The organism is Candidatus Palauibacter polyketidifaciens (assembly GCF_947581785.1).
In the GTDB taxonomy this organism is placed as follows: Bacteria; Gemmatimonadota; Gemmatimonadetes; order Palauibacterales; family Palauibacteraceae; genus Palauibacter; species Palauibacter polyketidifaciens.
On sequence record NZ_CANPVO010000036.1, the window covers coordinates 68524 to 90952 of the forward strand.

The window sequence follows — 22429 nt, forward strand, 5'->3', positions numbered from 1 at the left end:
ACGCTGGTTGAAGTCAGTTGGCGAGGTTCGTGATGCTCAGATTGCGCCAGCGGACCCTGATGCCGCCGCCGTCATGAATCTGGAGCGCGACGGAACCCCCGGCGTCGCCGATCCGCTCGTCCTCGAAGTCCACCATCTTCGTGCCGTTCAGCCACGTGGCGACGCGGTCGCCGTCGGCCCGGATCCGCATCGTGTTCCAGTCGCCCATGCGGAGCGCGGCGTCGAGTTCCGGGTCGGGCTGCACGAGCCAGCCTCGGCCGTACGATTCGTAGATGCCTCCGGTGAACAGGCCCGGGGGCGCGACCTCCGCCTGCCAGCCGCTGACGGTCGTGCCCTCCACGCTCGAGCGCAGGAAGACGCCGCTGTTCCCGTCCGCCTCCTGTTTGAACTCGACGGTGAGGTCAAAGTCGCGGTACGTCGCCTCGGTCGCGAGGTAGCCGTACTCGGCGTCGGGGCCGCTCTCGCACACGATTTCCCCACCCTGCTCGCCGTCCTCCACGTACCAGAGTTCGGTCCCGTGCACGCGCCAGCCCTCAAGGTTCTCGCCGTTGAAGAGGGAGACGGGTTCGAGGGGACGGATCCGGATGTTGCGGTACCAGACGTTGCGCCCGTGATCCTGGAGGCCGATCGGCCCGGAGGCGGCACGGCCATAGCGGGGATAGGGGGCGAACTTGCTCGCGGCGACGAGCGCCTCCCATTCGGTGGACCCCAGTTCGTACTCGACGGTCTTTGCCCCGTTCAGCCAGTGTTCGACGAGGTGGTTCTGGACGCGGATCCGGCCTTCGTTCCACTCACCCGGCCCCCGCAGCGTCTTCTCGCCCGAGGCGTGGAGGTCGTAGTTGTCGCCGGTCAGGTGCGTGTGCATGTCCATCGTGCCCATCTCGATGTAGGCCGCGTCGTCGAGCACCTGGTACTCGGGCGCGTTGTGCCAGATCGCGGCGCCCTCCTCCTCAATCACCCGGTAGAGGACGCCGCTGTTGGCCACCTCCGAGAGCATGAACTCGAACCTGAGATCGAAGTCCGTGAAGGCTTCCGTGGTGACGATGTCTCCGCCGATGGCCACGTCGGGATCTGTGGCCGTCGCGCCCACGACGAGGGCGCCGTCGATCACCGCCCAGCCGGTGTCCGGGAAGGTCTCCTGGCCGTAGCCGCGCCAGCCCGCGGTCGTCTCTCCATCGAAGAGCAGCCGCCAGCCCGCCTCGCGCTCGGCGTCCGTGAGGGTGTTCGGCGTCGTCTCCGCCGCGTCCGTAGCCCCCGTGTCCGGCGAGGCCTCGGGAGCCTGGGCGCAGCCGAGCGCCAGCCCCGCCGCCAGCGCGGTCGGGAGGGGGACGCGGAGCGGGCGGGAGGCGCGGAAGGGGAGCCGTGCGCGGATCCGGGATCGTCGTGGGGCGGGCATCAGACCAGCCTCATGGCGTCGGGGTCCCAGCGCACGATGCGGTCCTCGAAGTAGGAGAGGTTGCAGGCAAGCGCGGGGGCGGCCGCGCGCAGCCCGAAGGTCGCGTCCTCGCGCACGGCCGGACCGCCGCGAACCGCCTCGAACCAGTTGAAGAAGTGGTCGACGTGGGCGCCGCGATACCCGCGCTCGACCTCGTACCGAACCTCGGCCGGGGGAAGCATGCGGACCCGCGGGGGGAGCCCGTCCGCCGACGCCGCCGCCTCGGCCATCTTCTCCTGGGAGAAGGCGTCCATCGGGTCCACGGCGACGTTCTTGCGGAGGATGACCTCGGTCCACGTCACGTCCATCGCTCCCTCGCTCCCCACGAGGCGGAGGAAAGTGCTGCCGGAAGTCCCGTCCACGAAGTTCACGCGCAGCGAGAGGTTGAAGCCCGGATGCGTTTCCGTCTCCGGGTAGTCGAACACGCCCAGGAGCACGTCCGGCACCTCGCGGCCGTCCTTCCAGTACCGGAGCCCTCCGGCGGCCTGGATCCGGGTCGGGCCGCGCGAACTCACGACGAAGTGGAGGCTGGAGAAGAGGTGGACGAAGAGGTCGCCCGCCACCCCGGTGCCGTAGTCCCGGTAGTTGCGCCAGCGGAAGATGCGGAGCGGGTCGTACGGCCGGGCCGGCGCCGGGCCGAGGAAGCCCTTCCAGTCGACCGTCTCCTCGGAGGCGCCGGCCGGGATCGGGTACTGCCACGCGCCAATGGGATCGTTGCGCGCCCAGAAACCCTCGGCGTAGTTGAGTTCGCCGATGGCTCCGTCCTCGTACAGTTCCTTCGCCTTCTCGTTGCCGAGAGAACTCATCCCCTGGCTACCCACCTGAAAGGCGGCACCGGATTCCTGCTCGGCCCGGATCAGGTCGTGCCCCTCCTCGATCCGGTGGACCATCGGCTTCTCGCAGTAGACGGCCTTGCCGGCGCGCAGCGCGTCGACCGAGATCGGCTGGTGCCAGTGGTCGGGGGTGCCGACGATGACCGCATCCACATCGTCGCGCGCTAGGACCTCGCGGTAGTCGCGGGTGGTGAAGATGTCCCCGTGACGCTCGCGGGCGGCTTCGAGCCGTCCATCGAACACATCGCTGGCGGCGACCAGGTTCACGCCCGGGATACGGAGGGCCGTCGCGACGTCCGCCATGCCCATCCCGCCCGCGCCGATCACCGCCAGGCCGATGTCGTCGGACAGCGCCGCACGACGGGCGGCGGGCCCTCGGGCAAGCGTCCGGCGCACGGCGGGACCACTCTGACGGCCGGGATCGGCTCCGGCCAGCAGCGAGGGCGCGCCCGCGGCGAGCACGGAGCCGGCGGCCAGGGATTTGACGAAGCTCCGGCGGTCGCGTTCGGGGGGCGGCCGGGAATCGGGTGCTCTCTTTTCTTCGCTCATGTCGGATACACATTCATCCCATGGTTTCGAGGGCGAGGTTCGCCCGGGGCTGGCTCGAAAACGTAAGGTTGTGTCGATCCCGTCAGCAAAAGGAGGGACAGCCGTGCGAACACGTTGGGCTCGGTGGATGATTGCGGCCACCGCGGCGCCGCTCGGTGCGGGAGTCGCGAGCGTCGCCGCCGCCCCAGCCGCGTCCGGGGACCCCGTCATCGTCGTCGTCGAGACGGAGCTGGGCGCCTTCGAACTCGAAGTGGACGTCGACCGGGCACCCGTCACCGCGGCCAACTTCCTCCGCTACGTGGACGGCGGGTTCTACGACGGCGGCACGTTCTTCCGAACGGTGCACGCGGACAACCAGCCCGACGACTCCGTCCGGATTGCCGTCGTCCAGGGCGGCCGGAACCCCGAGATGGACGCCGAGTCCTTCCCGCCCATCCCACTGGAACGCACCTCCGAGACCGGGCTCCGGCACGAGGACGGGACGGTCTCGATGGCGCGCGGCGGCCCCGACACCGCAACGCAGAGCTTCTTCATCTGTATCGGCGACCAGCCGTCGCTCGACTTCGGCGGTATGCGCAACCCCGACGGCCAGGGCTTCGCCGCCTTCGGACGCGTCGTGGCCGGCATGGACGTGGTGCGCGCGATCCACCGCGCCCCCCACGACGCGCAACAACTCACCCCACCCGTCCGGATCACGAGAGCATACCGGAAGGAGTGAGGAGCTTCCGGGCAACCATTTGTGAAGGGAGGACCGCCATGCCGATCATTCGCCACGACGGAATCCGTTCATCGGCCCGTGTGAGCCGGGGGCGGAGGGGCCGCCGGGTTCTCGCCGCCGCGACGGCCGTGGCCGCCGCGACCGTCCTTGCGGTCGCCGGTCCCGTCTCGGCGCAAACGGAGCCGCCCGCCGAGCCGCCGGCCGACTGGGAGGTGACCGCGATCGACTACAGCAACGTCCCGTATCCGCACCCGGTGTCGTACCTCGACGTCGAGGTCTACGGGAACGGCTATCGGCTCGCGTACATGGATGTGGCGCCGGCCGGCCCCGCGAATGGCCAGACGGTCGTCCTCTTCCACGGGATGAACTTCTTCGCGGCGGGGTTCCGGCCCACCATCGAGGCGCTCCGGAACGCGGGATTCCGGGTGATCGCGATCGACCGGCTGGGCTTCGGCCGCTCCTCGAAACCCATCATCCACTACAACCTCCACATCCCGGCCCGGAACGCGAAGCGGCTACTCGACGCGCTGGGGATCGAGCGCGCCGCGATCGTCGGACACTCGATGGGCGGGATGGTGGCGACCCGGTTCGCCTCGACCTATCCGGAGACGACGACGCACGTCGCCATGGTGAACCAGATCGGGCTCACCGACTCCCGTCCCGGCCGGGGGTGGACGGACGCGGATGAAAATTATGCTTCGGTGCTCAACGGGACGACGTATCAGTCGGTCCTGCGCGGGCACATGCGCTATTACCCGAACGGCTGGCGCCCGGAATACCTCGAGTGGGTGAAGGTCCAGTACGGCCTCACGCTGAGCGGCGACTGGCCGCGCATGGCGCGGGTGCGGGCGGCGCAGCGCGCGATCCTCTACGAGGACCCCGTCGTTTACGAGTGGCAGCACATCGCGACGAAAGCGCTCGTCATCGGCGGCGCCGACGACCGCCTCGTGGCCAACTACCCGGTCCTCGCCCGAAACGTCGCCGAGGAACTTCAGAACGCGGAACTCTTCCTCTTCCCGGAGGTCGGACATTCTCCGCAGTTCGAGATCCCGGAGCGTTTTCACGCGGAGCTGATCCGGTTCCTGCGGTCCGATCCCAACGAGCCCGCCGATCAATCGTGGCGGGCAACGGACGTCGGCCGCCCGCCGGGCTCGTAGCGCGGGCGCCGACGGCGCGAATAGGTTGCCCCGCCATGAACTCCAAGCTGCCGCTCTTCGCGCTGCCGCTCCTCGCCCTCTCGGTCTCCGCCGGCTGCACCGGGGAAGCGCCGGAACGGCCGGTCCCCGTCGCGGACATGCAGGAATTGATGGTCTCCGTAATGGAACCGGCGGCGGAGGCCTACTGGGACGGCGTCGGAGAGGTTCTCACCGAGGAGGGCGTGCACCAGTTCCGGCCCCTGACCGAGGAGGACTGGACCTCACTCCGCAACGCCGCCTTCGTCCTCGCCGAATCCGGCAACTTGATGATGATGGACGGCCGTGCGCGCGACCGCGGTGACTGGATGGACCACTCGCGAACGATGGTCGAGGCCGGGCGCGGGGCGCTGGAGGCCGTCGACCGCCGCAACCCGGACGCCGTGTTCGACGCCGGCGCGGAGGTCTACTACGCGTGCCGCGACTGCCACGCCCGGTACGCGGCGGAAACCCTCAGGCCGAGCGATCCGCATAGCGCTCCCGGACCTGGAGAAGCTCCGGATGCCGGCGCGCCCGCGACGGACGGGACGGCCAGCCGGGACGGACGCTAGCTCCGGCGCATGGAACGATTCCTGGAGTGGTTGGGGAGCACCCCGTGGAGCATCGCGCTGCTGGAGTCCACGCTCGCATGGCCGCTCATCGAATCCTCCCACGTCCTGGCCGTGGCCCTCTTCTTCGGCACCGTGATGATGAACGATCTCCGGCTGCTGGGTTGGACGATGCGGCGCGTGCCCGTGTCCGAGGTCACCGGTCGCCTTCTCCCCTGGACCCGGATCGGTTTCGCGGTCATGGTCGTCACGGGGCTTCTCATCTTCTATTCCAACCCGGTCCGCTACTATCACAACATCTTCTTTCGGGTGAAGGTGCTGCTGTTCGTGGTGGCGGGACTCAACGCCTTCCTGTTTCATCGGGGAATCCACCGGCGGGTGCTGGAGTGGGAGCGACTCCCCGTTCTGCCGGGCCGCGCGAAGGCGGCGGGCGCGATCTCGCTCGCGGCGTGGGCGCTCATCATCGTGGCGGGCCGACTCATCGCCTACAACTGGTTCGACTGTGACATCCCCGGCCAGCCGGGCTGGGTGAACTGGGCGGCGGGCTGCCCCGTGGCGGGGGACTGATGGGCGGGCGTCAGTTCGCGCCGGAAGCGTGGCTCCCCTTCTTCGAGCGGCTGGAGAACACGGCCATCGGGACGGCCGTGCGAGAATCAATCTGGGCCTTCCCCATCATCGAGGCGGTCCACCTGCTGGGACTCGGGCTCCTGGGGGGCGCGGTGCTGCTCGCCGATCTCCGGCTCCTGGGGACGGGGCTCAAGCGGCAGCCGATCGCGAGCGTCGTGCGGTACGCTCGCCCGTGGCTCGTGGCGGGGGTGGCGCTGATGTTCCTGACCGGGATCCCGCTGTTCCTGTCGGAAGCCGTGAAGTGCTACTACAACACGTCCTTCTGGGTGAAGATGATCTCGCTTCCCGTCGCGCTCGCGTTCACCTTCGGGGCCCGGAGGTGGGTGGTCGCCGCAGCGCCGGCGCGAGCGAACGGGCGGACGCGGCTCATCGCCGCGATCTCGCTCGGCCTCTGGTTCACTGTCGCCGCGGCGGGACGCTGGATCGGCTTCTCCGCCTGACCCGCGCCTCAGCGCCTGTCCGGAGGCTCCACTCGCATCAACACATCGTTATAACCGCCTGCCGTATCGACCCGAACCGACGCAGCCATGTCCCTGGAGGGCAGCATGTAGTCCTCGGCCACGGACATGTCCACGACCCACCCCAAATCGGCGAGCGCGCCCAGCGTGATGGCGGAAACGACGGTCAGTTCCTCGCCCGGGCAGTTGCCGCGGGTCATGATCTCGCCGCACAACACGCTTCGCCAATGCCCCCCTGCGTCGGCATCCTCGGCGGGATCGTTCGTCACCGGCACTTTGGCACCGGTGTAACCGCTCCCGCCCGCCGCATCGAACGCGACAACGGCGTTCGCCCCGGGGAAATGGGTATCCACTCTTCGCGTACTGCTCGGGAGGTTCACGAGCCGCACGTCGCCCTGGTACCAGTACGTCCCGATGCCGAACACATGGCCCAGTTCGTGCAGCATCACCTCGTACGTGAAGTTGTCCGGGACGCGGCCGAACGGCGCGACGTATGGACGGTCCCGGGTCCAGTAGATCCCGCCGGCGGAGAAGTAGAACCCGGCACCTGCCCGTCGGTTCACGCGTAGTCCGCGCGGTCCGCCGCACGCGAGACCCCCGCAGTCTTCCTCCCCGTCGAACACGAAGATCGGGAAGTCCTGCGGCTCGGCGTTGTCCTTCAATGCGGCTTCGTAGAATCCCGCCGCGTGATCGAACATCACTCTGGCGCAGCGCGACCAATCATCCGGTTCGTCGTACACCAGCTCAACCTGAAACCCCGTCGAGGCGCGGTCGTAGAGGGGGCGGTTCTCCAGCTCCGGAGCGTAGCAGTCATCGACCGCGGTCAGCATGCGCCCCGTGCTCAACTCGAAGGCGGACGACAGCGCCCGGTAGTGCAGATACCGCCGCCCGCGCCCAACCGCGGTGATCTCCAGCTCACCGCTATCGTTCTGCCTGAGGTCGAGGTTGGGGGGACCATCGACGGGGGTCTCCCCTATATGGAACTCGTCGACCGGGAAGGCGCCCACGTGGAACTCGTAGGAGATGTCGGCGCCCGCGCGCGAGGCAAACCAGTCGAGCGGCGTGGACGCGCGATCCCCGATGTTGTCCAGGGTGACGCCTTCAGGCAGCGTCCCCGGCGCCCCGGCGGTGTCCAGGGCGGTGGGGAGAATCACCACGAGGCTGTCGGCCGCCCTCCCCACCCTTGCGGTCACCGTGAGAATCTGGGCCTCGGCGGGAGTCCCCAGGTCGAAGATGGTCCAGAACCGGGAGCCCTCCCGCTGCAGCCATATCTGTCTCAGACTGTCACCGACGAGCGTGCGATACGTCACGTCATCCGTACCCGTAGTGAACCTCACGGTCGGCTCCACACCGGACACGACGTTCCCGTCCTCCTGCCTGGCCGTGACGCGGATGACCGGGGACGTGAGGCCGGGACGGATGATCAGGGTGTCCGTGCTCGCCCACTCGTTGAAGTCGAGTTCGACACCGCTGAGATAGTCCTGAACGATCTTCCGCGTCTCGATGACCACGCTTGCCGCGATGGGCGCGGGCGGAGGTGCCGCGGGAGGGGTTGGCTGCGGCTCGGGGTCCAGCGTGTCGTCCCCGCCGCAGCCGGCGAGAAAGACGACGAGCCAGGCACTGATCCGATATGGTCCCTTCATGGCGCGCCGGGCTCGTGGGTTAGTGCTCCTCGAGGATGCTGCGGCTCGTGACCTCCACGACCTCGCCTTCCCAGCCCGGCGGCGGCTGGCAGGGGTTGGCGTCGTAGGCGGGATCGTTGGGCCATGGCGCGCCGCCGGGAGGGGCGCCGGCGCCGGATGAGCCCATGAAAAACTTGCTGCCGTCGGTGAACGTGACGTCACGTCCGTTGGCGCGCTTGAGGGAGTGGTCCTTGGCCTGATAACCGTCCACGATGAGTTCGGTGCCGGGCGCGAGGCAGTCCCGCTGGAGGCCGCGGCGCAGGAGCGTGTTCGGCGTCCCGCCCTCGACCATCCAGACCTCGGATCCCGCGTCGGTCTCGACCTCGAGGTGAATCCATGTATGCGGGTTCACCCATTCGAGCCGCACGACGGCGCCTCGGAGCCGGATGGGGGCGTTCCGATCGAATTCCGCGCCGAAGGCGTGGTGCGCGATCAGCGGCGCGGCGGCGGCCAGCGCGACCCCGCCCGCGAGGAGGTACAGAGGCAGCTTCCGCATAGATCTCACCCATGTCTCAACCAACGATCCGGCGCCCCAACGCCGGTCTTTCACGATTCCATTCAGAGTAACAGGATCGCTCGACTCTGCGCGACCGGACTCCGTTACGTGGGATGCGCACCAACTACCCGCCAGGAGACTAGCGCTCCTGGGCGCGGGCGCCGCTGAGGACGTTGGAGAGGGCGTAGTTGCCCTCGTGGCAGGCGTACTCGTACAAGTCGCCGTCGAGGCGCGTGAAGGGCACTTCCCCGCCCCAGCTCTCGACGAACGTATCCGGATCCTCGACGGTGAACTCGTAGTGGATCGCGTGCTCGGCTGCGCGCGTGAAACGCTCCGTCACGGTCATGTTCTCCGAGCCGGGGCCGAACAGGTAGACGTACGCCGCCATCTGGTCCGGGTTCAGGTTGGTTGTCCGCACGACGAGCGTGTCGCCCGCCCAGCGGCCCCACGATTCGCCGAACCATGGGCGCACGCCCTCGGCGGCCGGCTTCGGCTCGCCCATGCGGATGATGCGCACATCGTGCACCATCTCGGTCAGGATCATGATGTGTTCGGGCGTCTGCACGATCCTGTAATTATTGTTGTAGAAGTAGTTCGGGAGCATCGGAGGTCCGGCGTTGGAGCCGAAGGAGAGGATGCAGCGCTCGCCGATGGGCCGGTTCTCGGGGTTGTCGAACGCTCCCCCCAGCCGCGCGAACGCCTGCAGCCGGCGCCGCCGGCCCTCGGGAGTGAGGTCCGGGATGCGGCCGTCTTCCGGGTACGTGAGGAGAGAGCTTCGGGGCTCGCCGTCGAACACCGCGACCCGGTCGCCCGCGTCGATCCAGAAGTAGTTGTAGCCGCCAACGCCGCCGGCCGCGCCCGTGGAGCCGTCCCCTCCCACCGGCGGGGCCTCGCGATCCGGGTCGCTGGGCGCGTTCCGCTCGTCGATGTATTCCTGGCGCCGCCCCTCGCGGACGGCCACCTCTTCCGCCGTGAGCACGAGCGCCTCGCCCTCGGGGCGCTGCAGCGGCGTCATGGTCCCGTTCGTCCAATCGCCCTGCAGGTCGGGATGCCCCTCCGCGGTCCGCGGAACGACCCACTCATTCCCCTCTCCCCGCGGCACGCCGCCTGTCCCGTCGCAGGCGGCAAGAGAGACGGCGCCGAGCAGCGCTCCGAGCAACGGAACGGCGCAGAATCCGCCCGGGCGTCGGCGGCGAATCGGGCGTCGCATCAGTGCAGGCAAGCTTGGCTGCCCGCGGCTACCGGATCGGGTTCTTGCGGAGGTGTCCGTACATCAACTCCTCCACGAACGGGACGCACTTGAACTGCCCAAGCCGCGCGTCCGGATCCACGTTTCGGTAGAGCGGCAGGCGGATCGTCCACGGCTCCGAGAACGTGTCGGGGTCCTCCATCGTCGCCTCGTACATGAGGTGGTCGGGCCCAAGCATCGTCCACCGTTCCGTGACCACCAGCCGGTAGCTGTGGTGGTTCCCCGCGCGGTCGAACCAGGTCTGGCCGTTGAACCCGTTCACCGTGACGACGAAGGTGTCCTCCTCCCAGTGCCCCACCGACTGGCCCATCCAGGAATCCACCTGAGGCGGACCGGGATCTTCGAGATAGATGTCGCGCACCGCCCCGGCGTACTCGTAGGCGATGAAGAATTTCGACTCGCTCTGGAAGATCTGGAACGGGAGATGCATGTAGTTCGCGCGCGGGACGCCGGGCAGGTAGCAGCGGATCTCCGGGTCGCGCTCGAGCCAGCGCTCGCGGTTCTCGTCGCGCCGTTCCAGCGCTTCCGGGAGGTAGGGGATGCTCCCCCCGACGACGATGCCCTGCCCCGACGGCACGGACCCCACGGCGCCGAGGGCGACGACCTCGTTGGCGGGGACCGGCACGACGGGACCTTCCTGCATGGCGAGCGCCGGCCGCGCCATGTGCGGCTCGATGTCCCAGTACGCGTTTCCGAGGGCGGACCAGATGCCGTTGAAGTCGGGATGTCCCGAGGCGGTTCGCGGGATACCGTCGTTCGGCGCGCAGGCGGCGACCGTCCCCAGTCCCAGGGCGAGAAGGGCGGTCAGCACACGACTCCGACGACGGGCATTTCGCTCCGCGCGACGAAGCGCGCGCCTCCCCGGGAAGTTCGCCATCGGTTCCGACCTCCTGGTTGATCTTTCCGCGTGCGTCGGGTCGAAACTGCGACCCGGCCTATTCTCTGGCCAGATCGACAGCTCCGAGACAGATTTCAAGCCAGGGGCGACGCAGGGCGGGGTACGGGTTGCGCAACACTGAACCGTCGGAGGAAACATGAAGAACCTGCGCGTAACCGGACTGGCACACCTCACCGCACTGGGGGCCGCGTTCCTCGGCATCGGGGCCTGCGGCGCGGAGGACGCCGCGGAAGGCGACGTGATGGCCTCGGCCGAGGTCACGGATCCGGCGGCGGAGGGTCTCCCGAACCCCACACCCAACGTCATCAAGGATTGGGCGCCGCTTCCGGATGGCCGCGAGTGGGGCTCCACGGCGGGCATCGACATCGACCCCACCGACGGCCACATCTGGGCGTACGACCGCTGCGGCGGGATCGCGCTCGCCGGCGGGTGCGCCGAGAACCTCGTCGACCCGGTCTTCAAGTTCCACCGCGAGACGGGCGAGATCATGGCCAGCTTCGGGGCCGGCCTCTTCGTCCTTCCGCACGGGCTCTACGTGGACGATGACGGGAACGTCTGGGTCACGGACTCCCAGGGGACGGAAGACAAGGGGCATATCGTCGTGAAGTTCTCGCCGGAGGGCGAGGTGCTCCTGATGCTCGGGGAGATGGGCGTTCGGAACAGCGAGCCCGGCACCTTCTTCAACGAGCCGTGCGACGTCATAACGGCTCCGGACGGGTCGATCTTCGTTTCCGACGGGCACAGCGGACAGAACGCGAACCCGCCGGAGGGGTCCACCGGCCGCATCATCAAGTTCTCGCCCGACGGGGAATACCTCATGGAGTGGGGCGTGATCGGCGACGCGCCGGGCGAGTTCCGGACACCGCACGCGCTCGAGATGGATTCGCGGGGGCGCCTCTTCGTCGCGGACCGGGGAAACCACCGCATCCAGGTCTTCGACCAGGAAGGGAACCTGCTCGACATCTTTTACGAATTCGGCCGGGTCAGCGGACTCTTCATCGACGACGGGGACAACGTGTACGCGATCGACTCGGAGTCGAACCCCAACCAGCACTCCGACTGGCTGACCGGCGTTCGGATCGGCCACGTGTCGGAGGACCGGGTCACGGCCTTCATCCCGCCGCACGAATCCGACGATCCGCAGGGCGAGGCCGGCGAAGGTGTTGCGGTCGATGCGGACGGAAACGTTTACGCTGCGGAGGGACCGAACTCGCGGGCCGCCGCCGAGGGCGGAGTCACGAAGTACACGCGCAACCGATGAGCAACGCACGCCAGGCTGCTGCAGGAGAGGAAAGACGATGAGGATGAGAAGATTCGCTTCGGGGATGGCCGTGGGTGCGGTGGCGCTGGCCCTCGCGGGGTCCGCCGCTATCGCGCAGGAACTCAGTGAGGTGTGTCCGGATTCGCCCGACATGACGGGCGCCCTGTGGGGGCTGGTCGCGGACGGGGACACGCAGATGGGGCTGCCGAGCGCCACCGTCGTCGCCACATGGGAGAAGGACGGCGAGGAAGGGCAGATGGAGGGGCAGACCGCGCTGGACGGCGGTTACACGCTCTGCTACGTGCCGCTCGGCGTCGAGGTCTCGGTGCAACCGGTGTTCATGGGCACGGGAGGGGCCGCCATCACGGCCAATCTCGCGGAGCAGATCACCCGCCTGGACCTCACCTTCTCGCTCTCCGATGTGGGTGGTGGTGGCGGCGGCGGCGACGACGACCGCATCTGGGCCTGCTTCGGGGGCACCACGGACAATCAGATCAACCTCCAGAATTCGCGACTTATTCGCTGCGACCCCGGCTGGGAGGGAATCGATCGGTGCCCGAAGGAGTCGGAGTATGGCCAGGTGCAGGCGACGATGACGGGCGGCGGGATATCGGCGGACGACGAGGAACGCCCGGATGAGATTGCCGGGAGCTCGGACTTTCGTGAAGCGCTCGAGAAGCTCGTCTCTGATGCCCAGCGGCTCGGGGCGAACGCAATGATCAATGTTCGGCTGAACCGGAACTCGCTCACCGCCGAGGCGGTCATGATCTCCGTCGATCCGGTCACCTGCCGCTGATCCCGGCTGCGTCGGGCGCGGGCCCCAGTCCGTGAGCCCGCACCGACGCTCATCGCCGGTGGATCGGCCGGTCCTGCTGCCGGCCGGTTCCGCTTCCCGCCGGTCCTGCTAAGGTCGCCGCACGCGGATCGGGAAAGGCGGACGCTCGGGCGTCGCCACCGGTGACGCCTCGAGTTGCTCCAGCACGACCTCGATCGCCTTCTCCAGCTGCGGGTCGACGCCCGCGATCACGTCGGCCGGCCACTGCTCCACTTCGATGTCCGGGGGCACGCCCACGTTCTCGACGATGAATCCGTCCTCCGTCCATATGGCGAGGTTCGGCGCCGTGATCGACCCCCCGTCCATCAGAATCGGGAAGCCCAGGACGCCGACGAGCCCGCCCCAGGTGCGGCGGCCGATGAGCGTCCCCATCTCGAGCTTGCGGAACATCCAGGGCAGCATGTCGCCGCCGGAGCCGGCGGTCTCGTCGATGAGCATCACCTTCGGGCCCGGGATCGCGCCCTGCGGCGTCACGAGGTCGGCCCCGTAGCGCATCGCCCAGTGCGACATGTAGGGCCGCCGGAGGATGTTGATGTAGTAGTCCGCGATCTGGCCGCCCCCGTTGTGCCGCTCGTCGATGATCACGGCCTCCCGGTTCGTCTGCGGGAAGAAGTAGCGCTTGAAGTACTCGTGTCCCGCGCCGGCGGTGTTGGGCACGTACACGTAGGCGACCCGCCCGTCCGTGGCTTCGTCGACCCGCGCTAGGTTGCCCTCCACCCAGTCCCGGTTCCGCAGCGCGCCCTCGTTCGCCACCGGCACGACGTCGACCGTGCGGGACCCCGCTCCATCCGGCGACGAACCGACGGTGATCGAGACGATCCGGCCGGCCGTGTTCTCGAACCGGCTGTAGAGGTTCTCCGGCGCCGAGAGCGCGACCCCTTCGACCCCCAGCAGGTATTCGCCCGCTTCGACCTCGACGCCCGGCTCCGTGAGCGGCGACCGGAGTCCCGGATTCCAGTTGAGACCGCCGTACACCTTCTCGAACCGGTATCGCCCCTGGTCGATGACGAAGTCCGCGCCCAGCAGACCGCCCGGCACGTTGTCCGTCTCGTGCAGGAAGTCGCCGCCCCCGCCGCGGTGGTGCCCCACCGCAATCTCGGAATGGAGCCACGTCATGAGCCGGTTCAGGTCGGCCCGCGAGGTGAGGTGGCGGAGGAAGACGGCGTACTTTTCCTTCATGGCGGGCCAGTCCGCGCCGTGCATGTTGGGGTCATAAAAGTAGTCGCGGTTGATCCGCCAGGCCTCCTCGTAGATCTGACGCCACTCCGCTCGCGGATCGATTCTCACCTCCACCTCGGCGACGCCGAGCCGGTCCGCACCGGATCCGATGTCCGTCCCGCCGGCGCTGCCGATGAACCAGCCGCCCGACGTCGCGTACAGCACGCTCCCGCGGTCCGCCGACAGGTCGTAGAAGCGCGTGCCGTCCACAACGGTCGCCTCTTCGCGGTCGGCGAGGGAGAAACGGCGAAGGCCGGGGCCCGAGCCGGGGCTTCCGAACCCGCTCGCCGTCGCGCTTCGGATGTAGAAGAGTTGGCCCGGGTCGCCGGGCTGCAGGTTCGCGTAGCCGGCTTCGGGAAGCGGCAGGGCGAGGATGCGCTGGTCGAGTCCGTCGAAGTCAATGTGGACCGTCACCTCGTCCGCATCGTCCGCGCCCTCCGCCTCCGATTCAGCCTCGTCCCCCGCCTCCTCGTCGCTCTCCCTCGCAAGCGGGGATGGCGTGCCCCTCTCGAGGACCGCGAGATAGATCGCGTTCGTCATCTCGAAGTCGTTGTTCGACTGGGCGAACCACTGGACGACGGGGCCCGCGTCGGTGGACGACGTGAGATACAGGTATTTGCCGCCAGCGTCGAAGACGGCTTCGGAGACGTCGCTGAGTCCGTCCGTGACGGCCCTCGTCTCGCCCGTCTCGAGCAGGTGGACGTAGGCGGTGCGGATGTTGGTCTCGTTGTTGCGCGTGTAGACGAGCCAGCGGGAGTCCGGCGACCAGGCGTGCGAGGGCGGGGGCAGCGGCCCGTACATCGCGTCGGCATCGACGCGGTGGGTGTCCCCGGACGCGAGATCGATCCAGTACACGGCGCGCGAGTTGTCCGTGTAGCTGATCTTCGTGCCGTCGGGCGACCACACCGGGTCCACGTAGAACCCCGCGCCGTCCAGATCGTAGCTGCGGGCCTCTCCCGCACCGGACTGGGGAGCCACGTACAGCCGGTATTCGCCCGACGCGTCGGAGAACCAGGCGATGGATGCTCCGTCCGGCGACCATGCGGGGCTCCGCTCGTGGGCGGCGGTCGACTGCGTGAGGTTGCGGTCGTCCCCCTCGTCGCGCGGCAGCGTGACGATCTCGCCCCTGAACTCGAAGGCGGCGCGGGTGCCGGAGGGCGAGAGACTCGCGTTGCGGACGAAGTTCTCGCCGCCGGCGTAGCGCGGGCGCACTTCAAGAAGATCCGTCGCGATCCGCACCGGCACCGGGTCGCTTGCGCCCGAGCCGGGATCGAGCAGGTGCAGCCGCCCCGCCTGCTCGTAGGCGATCCGGCCGGCGCCGGCGGACGCGCTCAGGACGGGAAAATCCTCGTGCGCGGTGACCCGCGAGACGTGCCCGGCCCCCGCGTCGTACGAGTAGACGTTGAACTCCCCGTCGCGGTCCGAACGGAAGTAGACGCGGTCCCCGATCCACATGGGATCCGTGTCGTTCGAGCGGCCCTCGGGCTGCGGAATCTGGACGACGGAATGGTCCGCCACGTCGTAGACCCAGATCCGCGTCGTCGTCCCGCCCCGGTAGTTCTTCCACTGGGCGAAGGCTTCGTACAGCGGCGTGTAGGCGATCTTCGCGCCGTCCGGCGACCAGGTCGCCTTGAACGCGTGCGGAATGGGCAGCTGTTCGGGGTGTCCCCCACTCGTGGAGACCGTGAACAACTGCCGGTGGCGGCCCGTGTAGGCGTTGCGTCCCGACGAAAAGAGCACCGCCGATCCGTCGGGCGTGAAGCCCTGAACGAGATCCGGTCCCGGGTGCCACGTGAGCCGCTCGGGCACACCGCCCGCCGCGGGCACGAGAAAGACATCGGTGTTCCCATCGTATTCCCCGGAGAACGCGATCCACTCCCCGTCCGGCGAGAAGCGCGGATTGAACTCGACGCCGACGTGCGAGGTCAGCCGGCGCGGTGAACTCCCATCGATTCCGGCGGTCCACAGGTCCCCGGCGTACGCGAACGCGATCCGGTCGGCGCTCACCGCGGGCTGGGCGAGCATGAGCGTGCCGGTCGCGTCCTGTGCCCAGGAGGGACGGAACGAGGCCGTGAGGAGCATAGCTGTGAGGAGGAGGAGCGAGCGTGCCTTCAGTCTTGCCTTCATCGGATCCTTCGCAATCTGGGGTGGTCCCGGGTCGAGCCGTTGACGCCGCCTGATTGTACGTCCGGAGGCGTCGAAACCGGTATCTGTGGCCGACCGTATCGATCCCGTATCGACCCCGTATTTACGGTGTCGCGCGGTTGCCCGCTGGAGTCCGGCCTCCTTACCGTCTCTCGCGCGCTCCCTGGAACCCGCCCCCGGAGTTACCCAAATGCACACGCGTTTCCGTCGCCGCCGCCCACGCTCGTCCCATTTCACGCTCTGCACCGGGCTTCTCGCTCTGCTCTCGACCGCGGAGATCGCGGCGCAGAACACGGAGCTCGAGGTCGGCCGGCGGTTGCCGGGCACGCTCGCCGCGGGCGACACGGCCCGCTACACGATCGAGACGGGCGAGAACGACTTCGTCCTCGGCGAGGTGAACCAGATTTCCGTCGACGTCACCGCGCGCGTCCTCGACCCGGAAGGGACGCAGGTCGGCCGCTTCGGCGGGCTGGGGCGCGGCGTCGAGCGCTTCGGCGGGCGGACGGCTGGCGCGGGCGTCCACACGCTGGAGCTGTTCGTCGCGGGAGACGATGCCGACGCCGGCGGGCGCTACGAGGTCACGCTGCTGCGGCACGAACCCGTTGCGACGGATCCGGAGGAGCTGGCCGACCAGATCATGTCTCGCTTCGACGGTCCGCACTCCCCCGGCGGCGCGGTCCGCGCGTGGCGCGACGGCCGCACGATCTTCTCGAAGACCTACGGGATGGCGAACCTCGCCTACGGTCTCCCCTTCGAGGAGGACACGAGGACGAACATCGGTTCGACCTCGAAGCAGTTCACCGCCTTCGCGATCGTGCTGCAGGCGGAGCGCGGCCTCCTCTCCCTCGAGGACGACATCCGCAAGCACATCCCCGAACTTCCGGAGTTCGAGCACACGATCCAGGTGAAGCACCTGGTCACCCACACGTCGGGACTGCGCGAATTCCTGAACCTGCTGCGGATGACGGGCCGGCGCCTCGACCACGGGGACTGGATCGACCGCTCGGAGCTCGTCGACATCGTGCAGCGGCAGCCGGCGCTCCAGAACGAGCCCGGCGCCGAGTGGAACTACAACAACACGGCGTTCGGCCTCGCGGCCGTGATCGTAGAGCGCACCTCCGGGCAGGATTTCCACGTCTTCATGCAGGAGAACGTGTTCGGGCCGCTGGGGATGACCGGGACCATGGTGCGGCCCTCCACGCGGCACATCGTCCCGAACATGTCCGAAGGCTACACCCCGGGCCCGGACGGCTACCGCCAGATCGGCGACCTCGGCGGCGCGGTCGGCGCGGGGGCCATCTACAGCACGATCGGCGATCTGCAGACGTGGGCCGAGAACTACGCGAACCCGCGCGTCGGCACGCGGGAGAGCATCGACGAGATGATGACGTCGTTCGTCCTCAACGACGGAGAAGAGACCGGGTATGGGTACGGGCTCTCCGTTGACGAGCAGCGCGGGCTGAAGCGGGTGAGCCACGGGGGCGCGGACGTCGCGCACCGCTCGATGTTCGTCTACTTCCCCGAGATCAACGCGGGCCTCACGACCCAGAGCAACCACGCGCAGTTCAACAGCGGCGTCGCCTACGAACTCGCCGCGGCGTTCTTCGGGGACGCGATGGAGGAGGAGGAAGACGCCGGCGACTTCGATCCTGAAGACTTCGACCCGGAGGCCTTCGACGAATTCGCCGGCCGCTACGCGCTCGACGCGGCGCCGAACTTCATCCTCACTTTCACGCGCGAGGACGACACCTTCTACACGCAGGCGACGGGACAGCAGCGGCTCGAGATCGTCCCCACCTCCGACTCGACCTTCCGCCTGCTCGCCGTCGAGGCTTCCGTCACCTTCCTGCGGGATCCGGAGGGCGACGTCGAGGGGCTCACGCTGCACCAGAACGGAGACAACCACGCCACCCGCCTCGAGGATGATGAGGCCGAGGCCTGGGAGCCGACGGCGGAGGATCTCACCGACTTCGCCGGTCGATTCTTCAGCGAGGAGCTGGAGACGTTCTACGCCTTCACCGTGGAAGACGGATCTCTCGTCCTGCACCAGCGCAGGCTCGACCGGGCGGAACTCGAACCCGGCGAGGAAGATCAGTTCTCGGGAGGCGGCCTGTCGTTCGCCTTCGAGCGGGATCGCAACGGCCAGGTGATCGGCTTCTACATCTCCAACGTCCGCACGCGCGACGTCCGTTTCGGCCGGGTGCCCTGAGGTTCCCCCGCCGCTCCAGCCACCTGTGGAGGCTCGAATCGCGGCTGACAGAATCGGGGGCGCGGCTTAGCTTGTTACATGGGAGGCCGGCAGGTTCAACCGAAGGGCGGGAGGCGCTCGCGATGACGGGATTCGGAGTTCGGTTCGGTCGTAATGCTAGCAGTGGAACCTTTCTTCTGGCGGCAGTCATTGCGCTCGGGGCTCTGCCCGGCGCCGCCTGGGCCCAGGGGCGAATCGCGGGCTCGGTCACCGATGCCGCCACGGGCGCACCCCTGGCGGCTGTGCTGGTCGAGGCTACGAACGCCCAGGATGCGGTAGCGGCGCGGACGACGACCGGCCCGGGCGGTACGTACGTCCTCGACGGCATTGCCGCCGGTGCCTATTCGGTTCGGTTCGTCTCGCCGGGTTGGACGACCGTCGTCATGGAATCGCAGTCCGTGACGTCGGGACAGACGACGACGGTATCGGCGACCATGGAGGAGCGGGCCTACGAGATCAACCCGCTTACGGTGACCACGTCCCGTACTTTCGAGAAGGCGCTCGATGCGCCCGCCGCCGTGGAAGTCGTATCAACGCGCGACCTCGAGGAACGGCAGGTCACGTCTCCCGTGGAACACGTGGAACACCAACCCGGGGTGAACGTGGGCCGCACCGGGATCCGCGGCCGCACGGCGGTGCTGCGCGGCTTCAACAACATCTTCTCCGGCCGCACGCTGTTCATGACGGACAACCGGATCGCGCGCGTGCCGTCGCTCCGCGTGAACATCTTCTACCTGAACCCGACGTCCGAACTCGACATGGAGCGGGTGGAGACCGTCCTGGGCCCGGGATCGGCCCTCTACGGACCGAACGCGGCCGGCGGCGTCGTCCACTACATGACGAAGTCGCCGATCCGCTCGCCCGGGGCGACGTTCTCGGTCGGTGGCGGCCTCCGTCAGCAGGGGGACGATGGCGGGATCGGCAGCGGTCCCATTCAGGGCGGAGACGCGGGGCTGTTCCAGTTCGACGGGCGCATCGCGGTGGCTCCGAGCGACAAGTTCGGGTTCAAGATTTCCGGGCAGTATTTCGACGCGACCGAGTACGCCTTCACCGATCTCGTCGAGGCGCAGGTCGCGGGCGCGGGGCAGGCCTGCATCGGGGCCGGGTTCAACCCCACCTCCCCGGCCTGCGGGCCGTTCACTTCGGGGCTCGACCTCACGAATCCGGCGGATCAGGGCGTGCTGGCCCAGTCCGCCCGCAATGCGGCGATGGGGCGCGACGACGGGCACCGGAACTGGGGCGTGGACGCACGCATGGACTTCGAGCCGTCGCCGGGCACGTCGCTCGTACTGGCTGCCGGACGGAACGTGGCCGCGCAGGCGACGGAACTCACCGGGCTGGGCGCGTCCAACGTCACCAACTGGGGCGTCACCTACGGGCAGGCCCGCCTCCGGCACAGGGACCTGTTCGCGCAACTCTTCTACAACTACAACACGAACGACGAGACCTTCCTCCTCCGTAACGGGCGCCCGCTCTTCGACAACTCATCGCTTCTGGTGGGGCAGTTGCAGTACCAGTCGCGTATCGGATCGGCGCACCGCCTCGTCTACGGCGTCGACTACCTCGGGACGAACCCGGACAGCAAGGGGACGATCAACGGACAGTTCGAGAACGACGACCAGACGACGGAAATCGGAGGCTACGTCCAGTGGGAATGGGCGTTGAGCCCGAAGTTCGACCTCACCGGCGCCTTCAGGTACGACTACAACAGCAGCCTCGCGGATCCCGTCTTCTCGCCGCGCGCCGCGCTCGTGTTCAAGCCGGACGCCTCGAACTCGTTCCGGCTGACCTTCAACCGGGCGTTCTCGACGCCCACGTCCACGAACCAGTTCCTGGACATCTCGGGCGGAACGATCCCCATCACGGGCACGCCGTTCTTCTACGACCTGCGCGCCACCGGTTCCGGCGGCAACGGTTACTCGTACATGCGGGAGAACGGGATCCCCATGCACATGTCGCCCTTCAGCGCGCTTCGGGGCGGAAGTCCTCGCGAGTTCCTGCCGACGACCACGGCGCAGTTGTGGGCTACGGCCGTGGATCTGATCGGCGCCCTCCTCCCTCAGGCTGCGCCGCTGGTGCCCCTGATCCCCGTCCCGTCGGCGGACCAGGTGGGTGTGCTGGCGCTGCTGCTCGATACGGAGGTGGCGGGAGGCGGCGCGCCGCCTCCGGGCTGCGTGGCGCCCCCGTTCTGCGAGGCCGTCGACCTCGCGAACCTCCAGGACATCGAGGCGCTGGGGCCGACGGTGAGCAACACGTTCGAGTTCGGGTACAAGGGAGTGTTCGGGGACAACGTCTCCGTCGGGGCCAACGCCTGGTTCACCCGCTACGACAGCTATATCGCGCCCCTCCGGCTGCTCTCGCCGCACGTCTTCCTCAACGGCCCGCAACTGGGGACGTATCTGTCGGGGGTGTTCCGCCAGCTCGTCGGAGTGGCGTTCGCGACCGAGGCGGAGGCGCTGGGGACGGCGGCGTTCATAGCGGATCAGGCGGCGCAGATTCCGCTGGGGACGGTGACCCCGACGAGCGTCGGAGGCACCGCCTCGGCGCTGGCGCTCGGGTACCAGGATGCCGGCGGGTTCGACGTGATGGGGGGCGAACTGGGGGCCGGTTTCCTCCTGAGCGATCAGCTGGAGATGGCGACTTCCCTCTCGTTCATCGACCGGAACACCTTCGAGACCGCGGGCGAACTCCTGAGCGAGGTGTCGCTGAACACGCCGACCGTCCGCGGGGCGGCGTCGCTCACGTACCGGAACGACGATTCGGGGGTCAACGGGGGCCTGCGATTCCGGGCGCAGAACGGCTTTCCGTTCAACTCGGGACCGTGGGTGGGCGATCTCGCCGCGATCACCACGCTGGACGCGAATTTCGGCTTCCGCATCCCGGGGTACGAAGACCTCTGGTTCCAGGTGGACGTGTCGAACGTCTTCGACAAGGCGTACCAGAGCATGCTGGGGGCGCCGGCGATCGGCCGCGTTGTGCTCGCTCGGATGCGCTGGGACTTCAACCCCTTCTAACAGTCCGCACCTCCCTGGCAGGAGGCCGCGGTTCGGTTGCGAAGGAAGGGGGTGCGGGGGTTTGACCCTCCGCACCCCCTTCGACCATCGAAGCCACATGCCGGGGGTGGGGCTCGAACCCACACGGGGATGGACCCCTTCGGATTTTAAGTCCGATGCGTCTGCCAATTCCGCCACCCCGGCGCGTTCGGCGGGGCCCGGAAGCTAATGCCTCGGCGGCGCGGGGGGCAGCCGGATGCGCCGGCTTCGCCCGGGCGCTCGGACGTTTCGTCTTGCGGACGGCAGCGCCACCGACGCAGCATGGGTAACGGATTTCGCCGGGAGGCCGCCATGAACCGATGCCCGAAACGACGCTTCCTGCCAGGCTTCGCCACGCTGCCGCTGCTGCTGTTAGCCGCCGACACCGGGTTCGCCCAGGCACACCCCAACCCCGCCACGCCCGACTCGCTGCGCCAGATCCAGACGATGGAGCCGCGCATCGGGCCGCCGGGCACCGAGGTCAGCCTCTACACCGAGAACATCCCGCTCCAGGCGAGGGTCGTCGTCGGCCTGGGCGCCATCGGCACGGGCTTCGAGGAACTCGGAACCGGTGATCAAGGCGAGTTCGGCGAGATCGGAGCCACGGTGAGCGTGCCGGAGACCGCGACGTGGGATCGCGCGGTCGTCTTCATCATCTTCAACGGGAACTTCGCGCCCACGGGGCTCTCCGACCCGTTCCACGTGACGGATGAGGCGGGCCGGATTCAGCGCACCGGCACGATCGCGGGGCAGGAGAACGGTTGCGTGACGTTCGAGGACCGGGACGGGTACTTCTATACGCTGGCCGGCGATGTCGGAGATGCCGCGGCCGGGGACTACCTCGTCGTCGAGGGGCCCGCGTCGCGTTCGGTCGCCTGCCCGCACGCGGACACGATCGAGGTCGACCGCATGGAGGAAACGGAACCGTTCGAGCGCCCCCGCCCCGAGCCGTTCCGCTAGCAGCCCGCGGCGAATCTCGCGTCAGCGCCGGTTCGGGGCCCGTC

General features: G+C 68.5%; 17 protein-coding genes and 1 tRNA gene. 10 read left to right on the top strand and 8 right to left on the bottom strand.

Going from position 1 to position 22429, the window contains the following annotated elements; translation table 11 throughout:
- Positions 1 to 13: 13 nt before the first annotated feature.
- A complete protein-coding gene (locus RN729_RS09510) occupies positions 14 to 1396 on the bottom strand; it encodes a DUF1080 domain-containing protein (protein ID WP_310784123.1) in 1383 nt (460 codons plus the stop codon).
- The gene (locus tag RN729_RS09515) at positions 1396 to 2817 is read right to left on the bottom strand and encodes a Gfo/Idh/MocA family oxidoreductase (protein WP_310784125.1); all 1422 of its coding nucleotides are present in this window, start codon (positions 2815 to 2817) and stop codon (positions 1396 to 1398) included. Before RN729_RS09515 ends, RN729_RS09510 begins: the two co-directional genes overlap by 1 nt.
- Positions 2818 to 2920: 103 nt before the next feature.
- Between RN729_RS09515 and RN729_RS09520 the strand changes: the two genes are divergently transcribed.
- From RN729_RS09520 to RN729_RS09540, 5 genes are read left to right on the top strand one after another with little or no spacing between them, the layout of a single operon-like run.
- Positions 2921 to 3535 carry a peptidylprolyl isomerase gene (locus RN729_RS09520; RefSeq protein WP_310784128.1) on the top strand — a complete coding sequence of 205 codons (615 nt, stop codon included), beginning with the start codon at positions 2921 to 2923 and terminating at the stop codon, positions 3533 to 3535.
- A gap of 38 nt (positions 3536 to 3573) precedes the next feature.
- Positions 3574 to 4692, top strand: coding sequence for an alpha/beta hydrolase (locus RN729_RS09525; RefSeq protein WP_310784131.1), 1119 nt, complete (start codon positions 3574 to 3576; stop codon positions 4690 to 4692).
- A 35-nt stretch (positions 4693 to 4727) separates the two neighbouring features.
- Positions 4728 to 5279 (top strand): hypothetical protein, encoded by a 552-nt coding sequence (locus tag RN729_RS09530; protein ID WP_310784134.1) that lies wholly within the window; start codon positions 4728 to 4730, stop codon positions 5277 to 5279.
- A 9-nt stretch (positions 5280 to 5288) separates the two neighbouring features.
- Positions 5289 to 5843: a DUF6644 family protein gene (locus RN729_RS09535; RefSeq protein ID WP_310784137.1), complete on the top strand. Its 555-nt coding sequence runs from the start codon at positions 5289 to 5291 to the stop codon at positions 5841 to 5843.
- On the top strand, positions 5843 to 6343 hold the full coding sequence (locus RN729_RS09540; protein WP_310784140.1) for a DUF6644 family protein: 501 nt from the start codon (positions 5843 to 5845) through the stop codon (positions 6341 to 6343). Before RN729_RS09535 ends, RN729_RS09540 begins: the two co-directional genes overlap by 1 nt.
- Before the next feature lie 8 nt (positions 6344 to 6351).
- Here the strand turns inward: RN729_RS09540 and RN729_RS09545 are convergent, their stop codons facing one another.
- The 4 genes from RN729_RS09545 to RN729_RS09560 form a co-directional block, all read right to left on the bottom strand.
- A complete protein-coding gene (locus tag RN729_RS09545) occupies positions 6352 to 8004 on the bottom strand; it encodes a hypothetical protein (protein WP_310784143.1) in 1653 nt (550 codons plus the stop codon).
- A 19-nt stretch (positions 8005 to 8023) separates the two neighbouring features.
- A complete protein-coding gene (locus RN729_RS09550; protein ID WP_310784225.1) occupies positions 8024 to 8539 on the bottom strand; it encodes a DUF6152 family protein in 516 nt (171 codons plus the stop codon).
- Positions 8540 to 8678: 139 nt separating this feature from the next.
- Complete coding sequence (locus tag RN729_RS09555; protein ID WP_310784145.1) at positions 8679 to 9641, bottom strand: hypothetical protein; 963 nt, start codon at positions 9639 to 9641, stop codon at positions 8679 to 8681.
- Positions 9642 to 9777: 136 nt separating this feature from the next.
- Positions 9778 to 10599, bottom strand: coding sequence for a hypothetical protein (locus RN729_RS09560; protein ID WP_310784148.1), 822 nt, complete (start codon positions 10597 to 10599; stop codon positions 9778 to 9780).
- Between the two features lie 223 nt (positions 10600 to 10822).
- On the opposite strand from RN729_RS09560, the gene RN729_RS09565 reads away from it, so the two are divergent.
- Positions 10823 to 11947 (top strand): peptidyl-alpha-hydroxyglycine alpha-amidating lyase family protein, encoded by a 1125-nt coding sequence (locus tag RN729_RS09565; protein ID WP_310784151.1) that lies wholly within the window; start codon positions 10823 to 10825, stop codon positions 11945 to 11947.
- A gap of 43 nt (positions 11948 to 11990) precedes the next feature.
- Positions 11991 to 12743, top strand: a complete 753-nt coding sequence (locus RN729_RS09570) for a heavy metal-binding domain-containing protein (protein WP_310784153.1) — start codon at positions 11991 to 11993, stop codon at positions 12741 to 12743.
- A 108-nt stretch (positions 12744 to 12851) separates the two neighbouring features.
- On the opposite strand, the gene RN729_RS09575 is transcribed toward RN729_RS09570, so the two are convergent.
- Positions 12852 to 16127: a PDZ domain-containing protein gene (locus tag RN729_RS09575; RefSeq protein WP_310784156.1), complete on the bottom strand. Its 3276-nt coding sequence runs from the start codon at positions 16125 to 16127 to the stop codon at positions 12852 to 12854.
- Positions 16128 to 16335: 208 nt separating this feature from the next.
- Here RN729_RS09575 and RN729_RS09580 point away from each other — a divergent pair, with 208 nt between their 5' ends.
- Both RN729_RS09580 and RN729_RS09585 read left to right on the top strand, forming a co-directional pair.
- A complete protein-coding gene (locus RN729_RS09580; protein ID WP_310784159.1) occupies positions 16336 to 18354 on the top strand; it encodes a serine hydrolase in 2019 nt (672 codons plus the stop codon).
- Between the two features lie 122 nt (positions 18355 to 18476).
- Positions 18477 to 21407, top strand: a complete 2931-nt coding sequence (locus RN729_RS09585) for a TonB-dependent receptor (RefSeq protein ID WP_310784161.1) — start codon at positions 18477 to 18479, stop codon at positions 21405 to 21407.
- 98 nt (positions 21408 to 21505) lie between these two features.
- Here RN729_RS09585 and RN729_RS09590 read toward each other — a convergent pair.
- Positions 21506 to 21590 (bottom strand) — tRNA-Leu (locus RN729_RS09590).
- 147 nt (positions 21591 to 21737) lie between these two features.
- Here RN729_RS09590 and RN729_RS09595 point away from each other — a divergent pair.
- Positions 21738 to 22385 (top strand): hypothetical protein, encoded by a 648-nt coding sequence (locus tag RN729_RS09595; protein WP_310784164.1) that lies wholly within the window; start codon positions 21738 to 21740, stop codon positions 22383 to 22385.
- Positions 22386 to 22429: the final 44 nt, after the last annotated feature.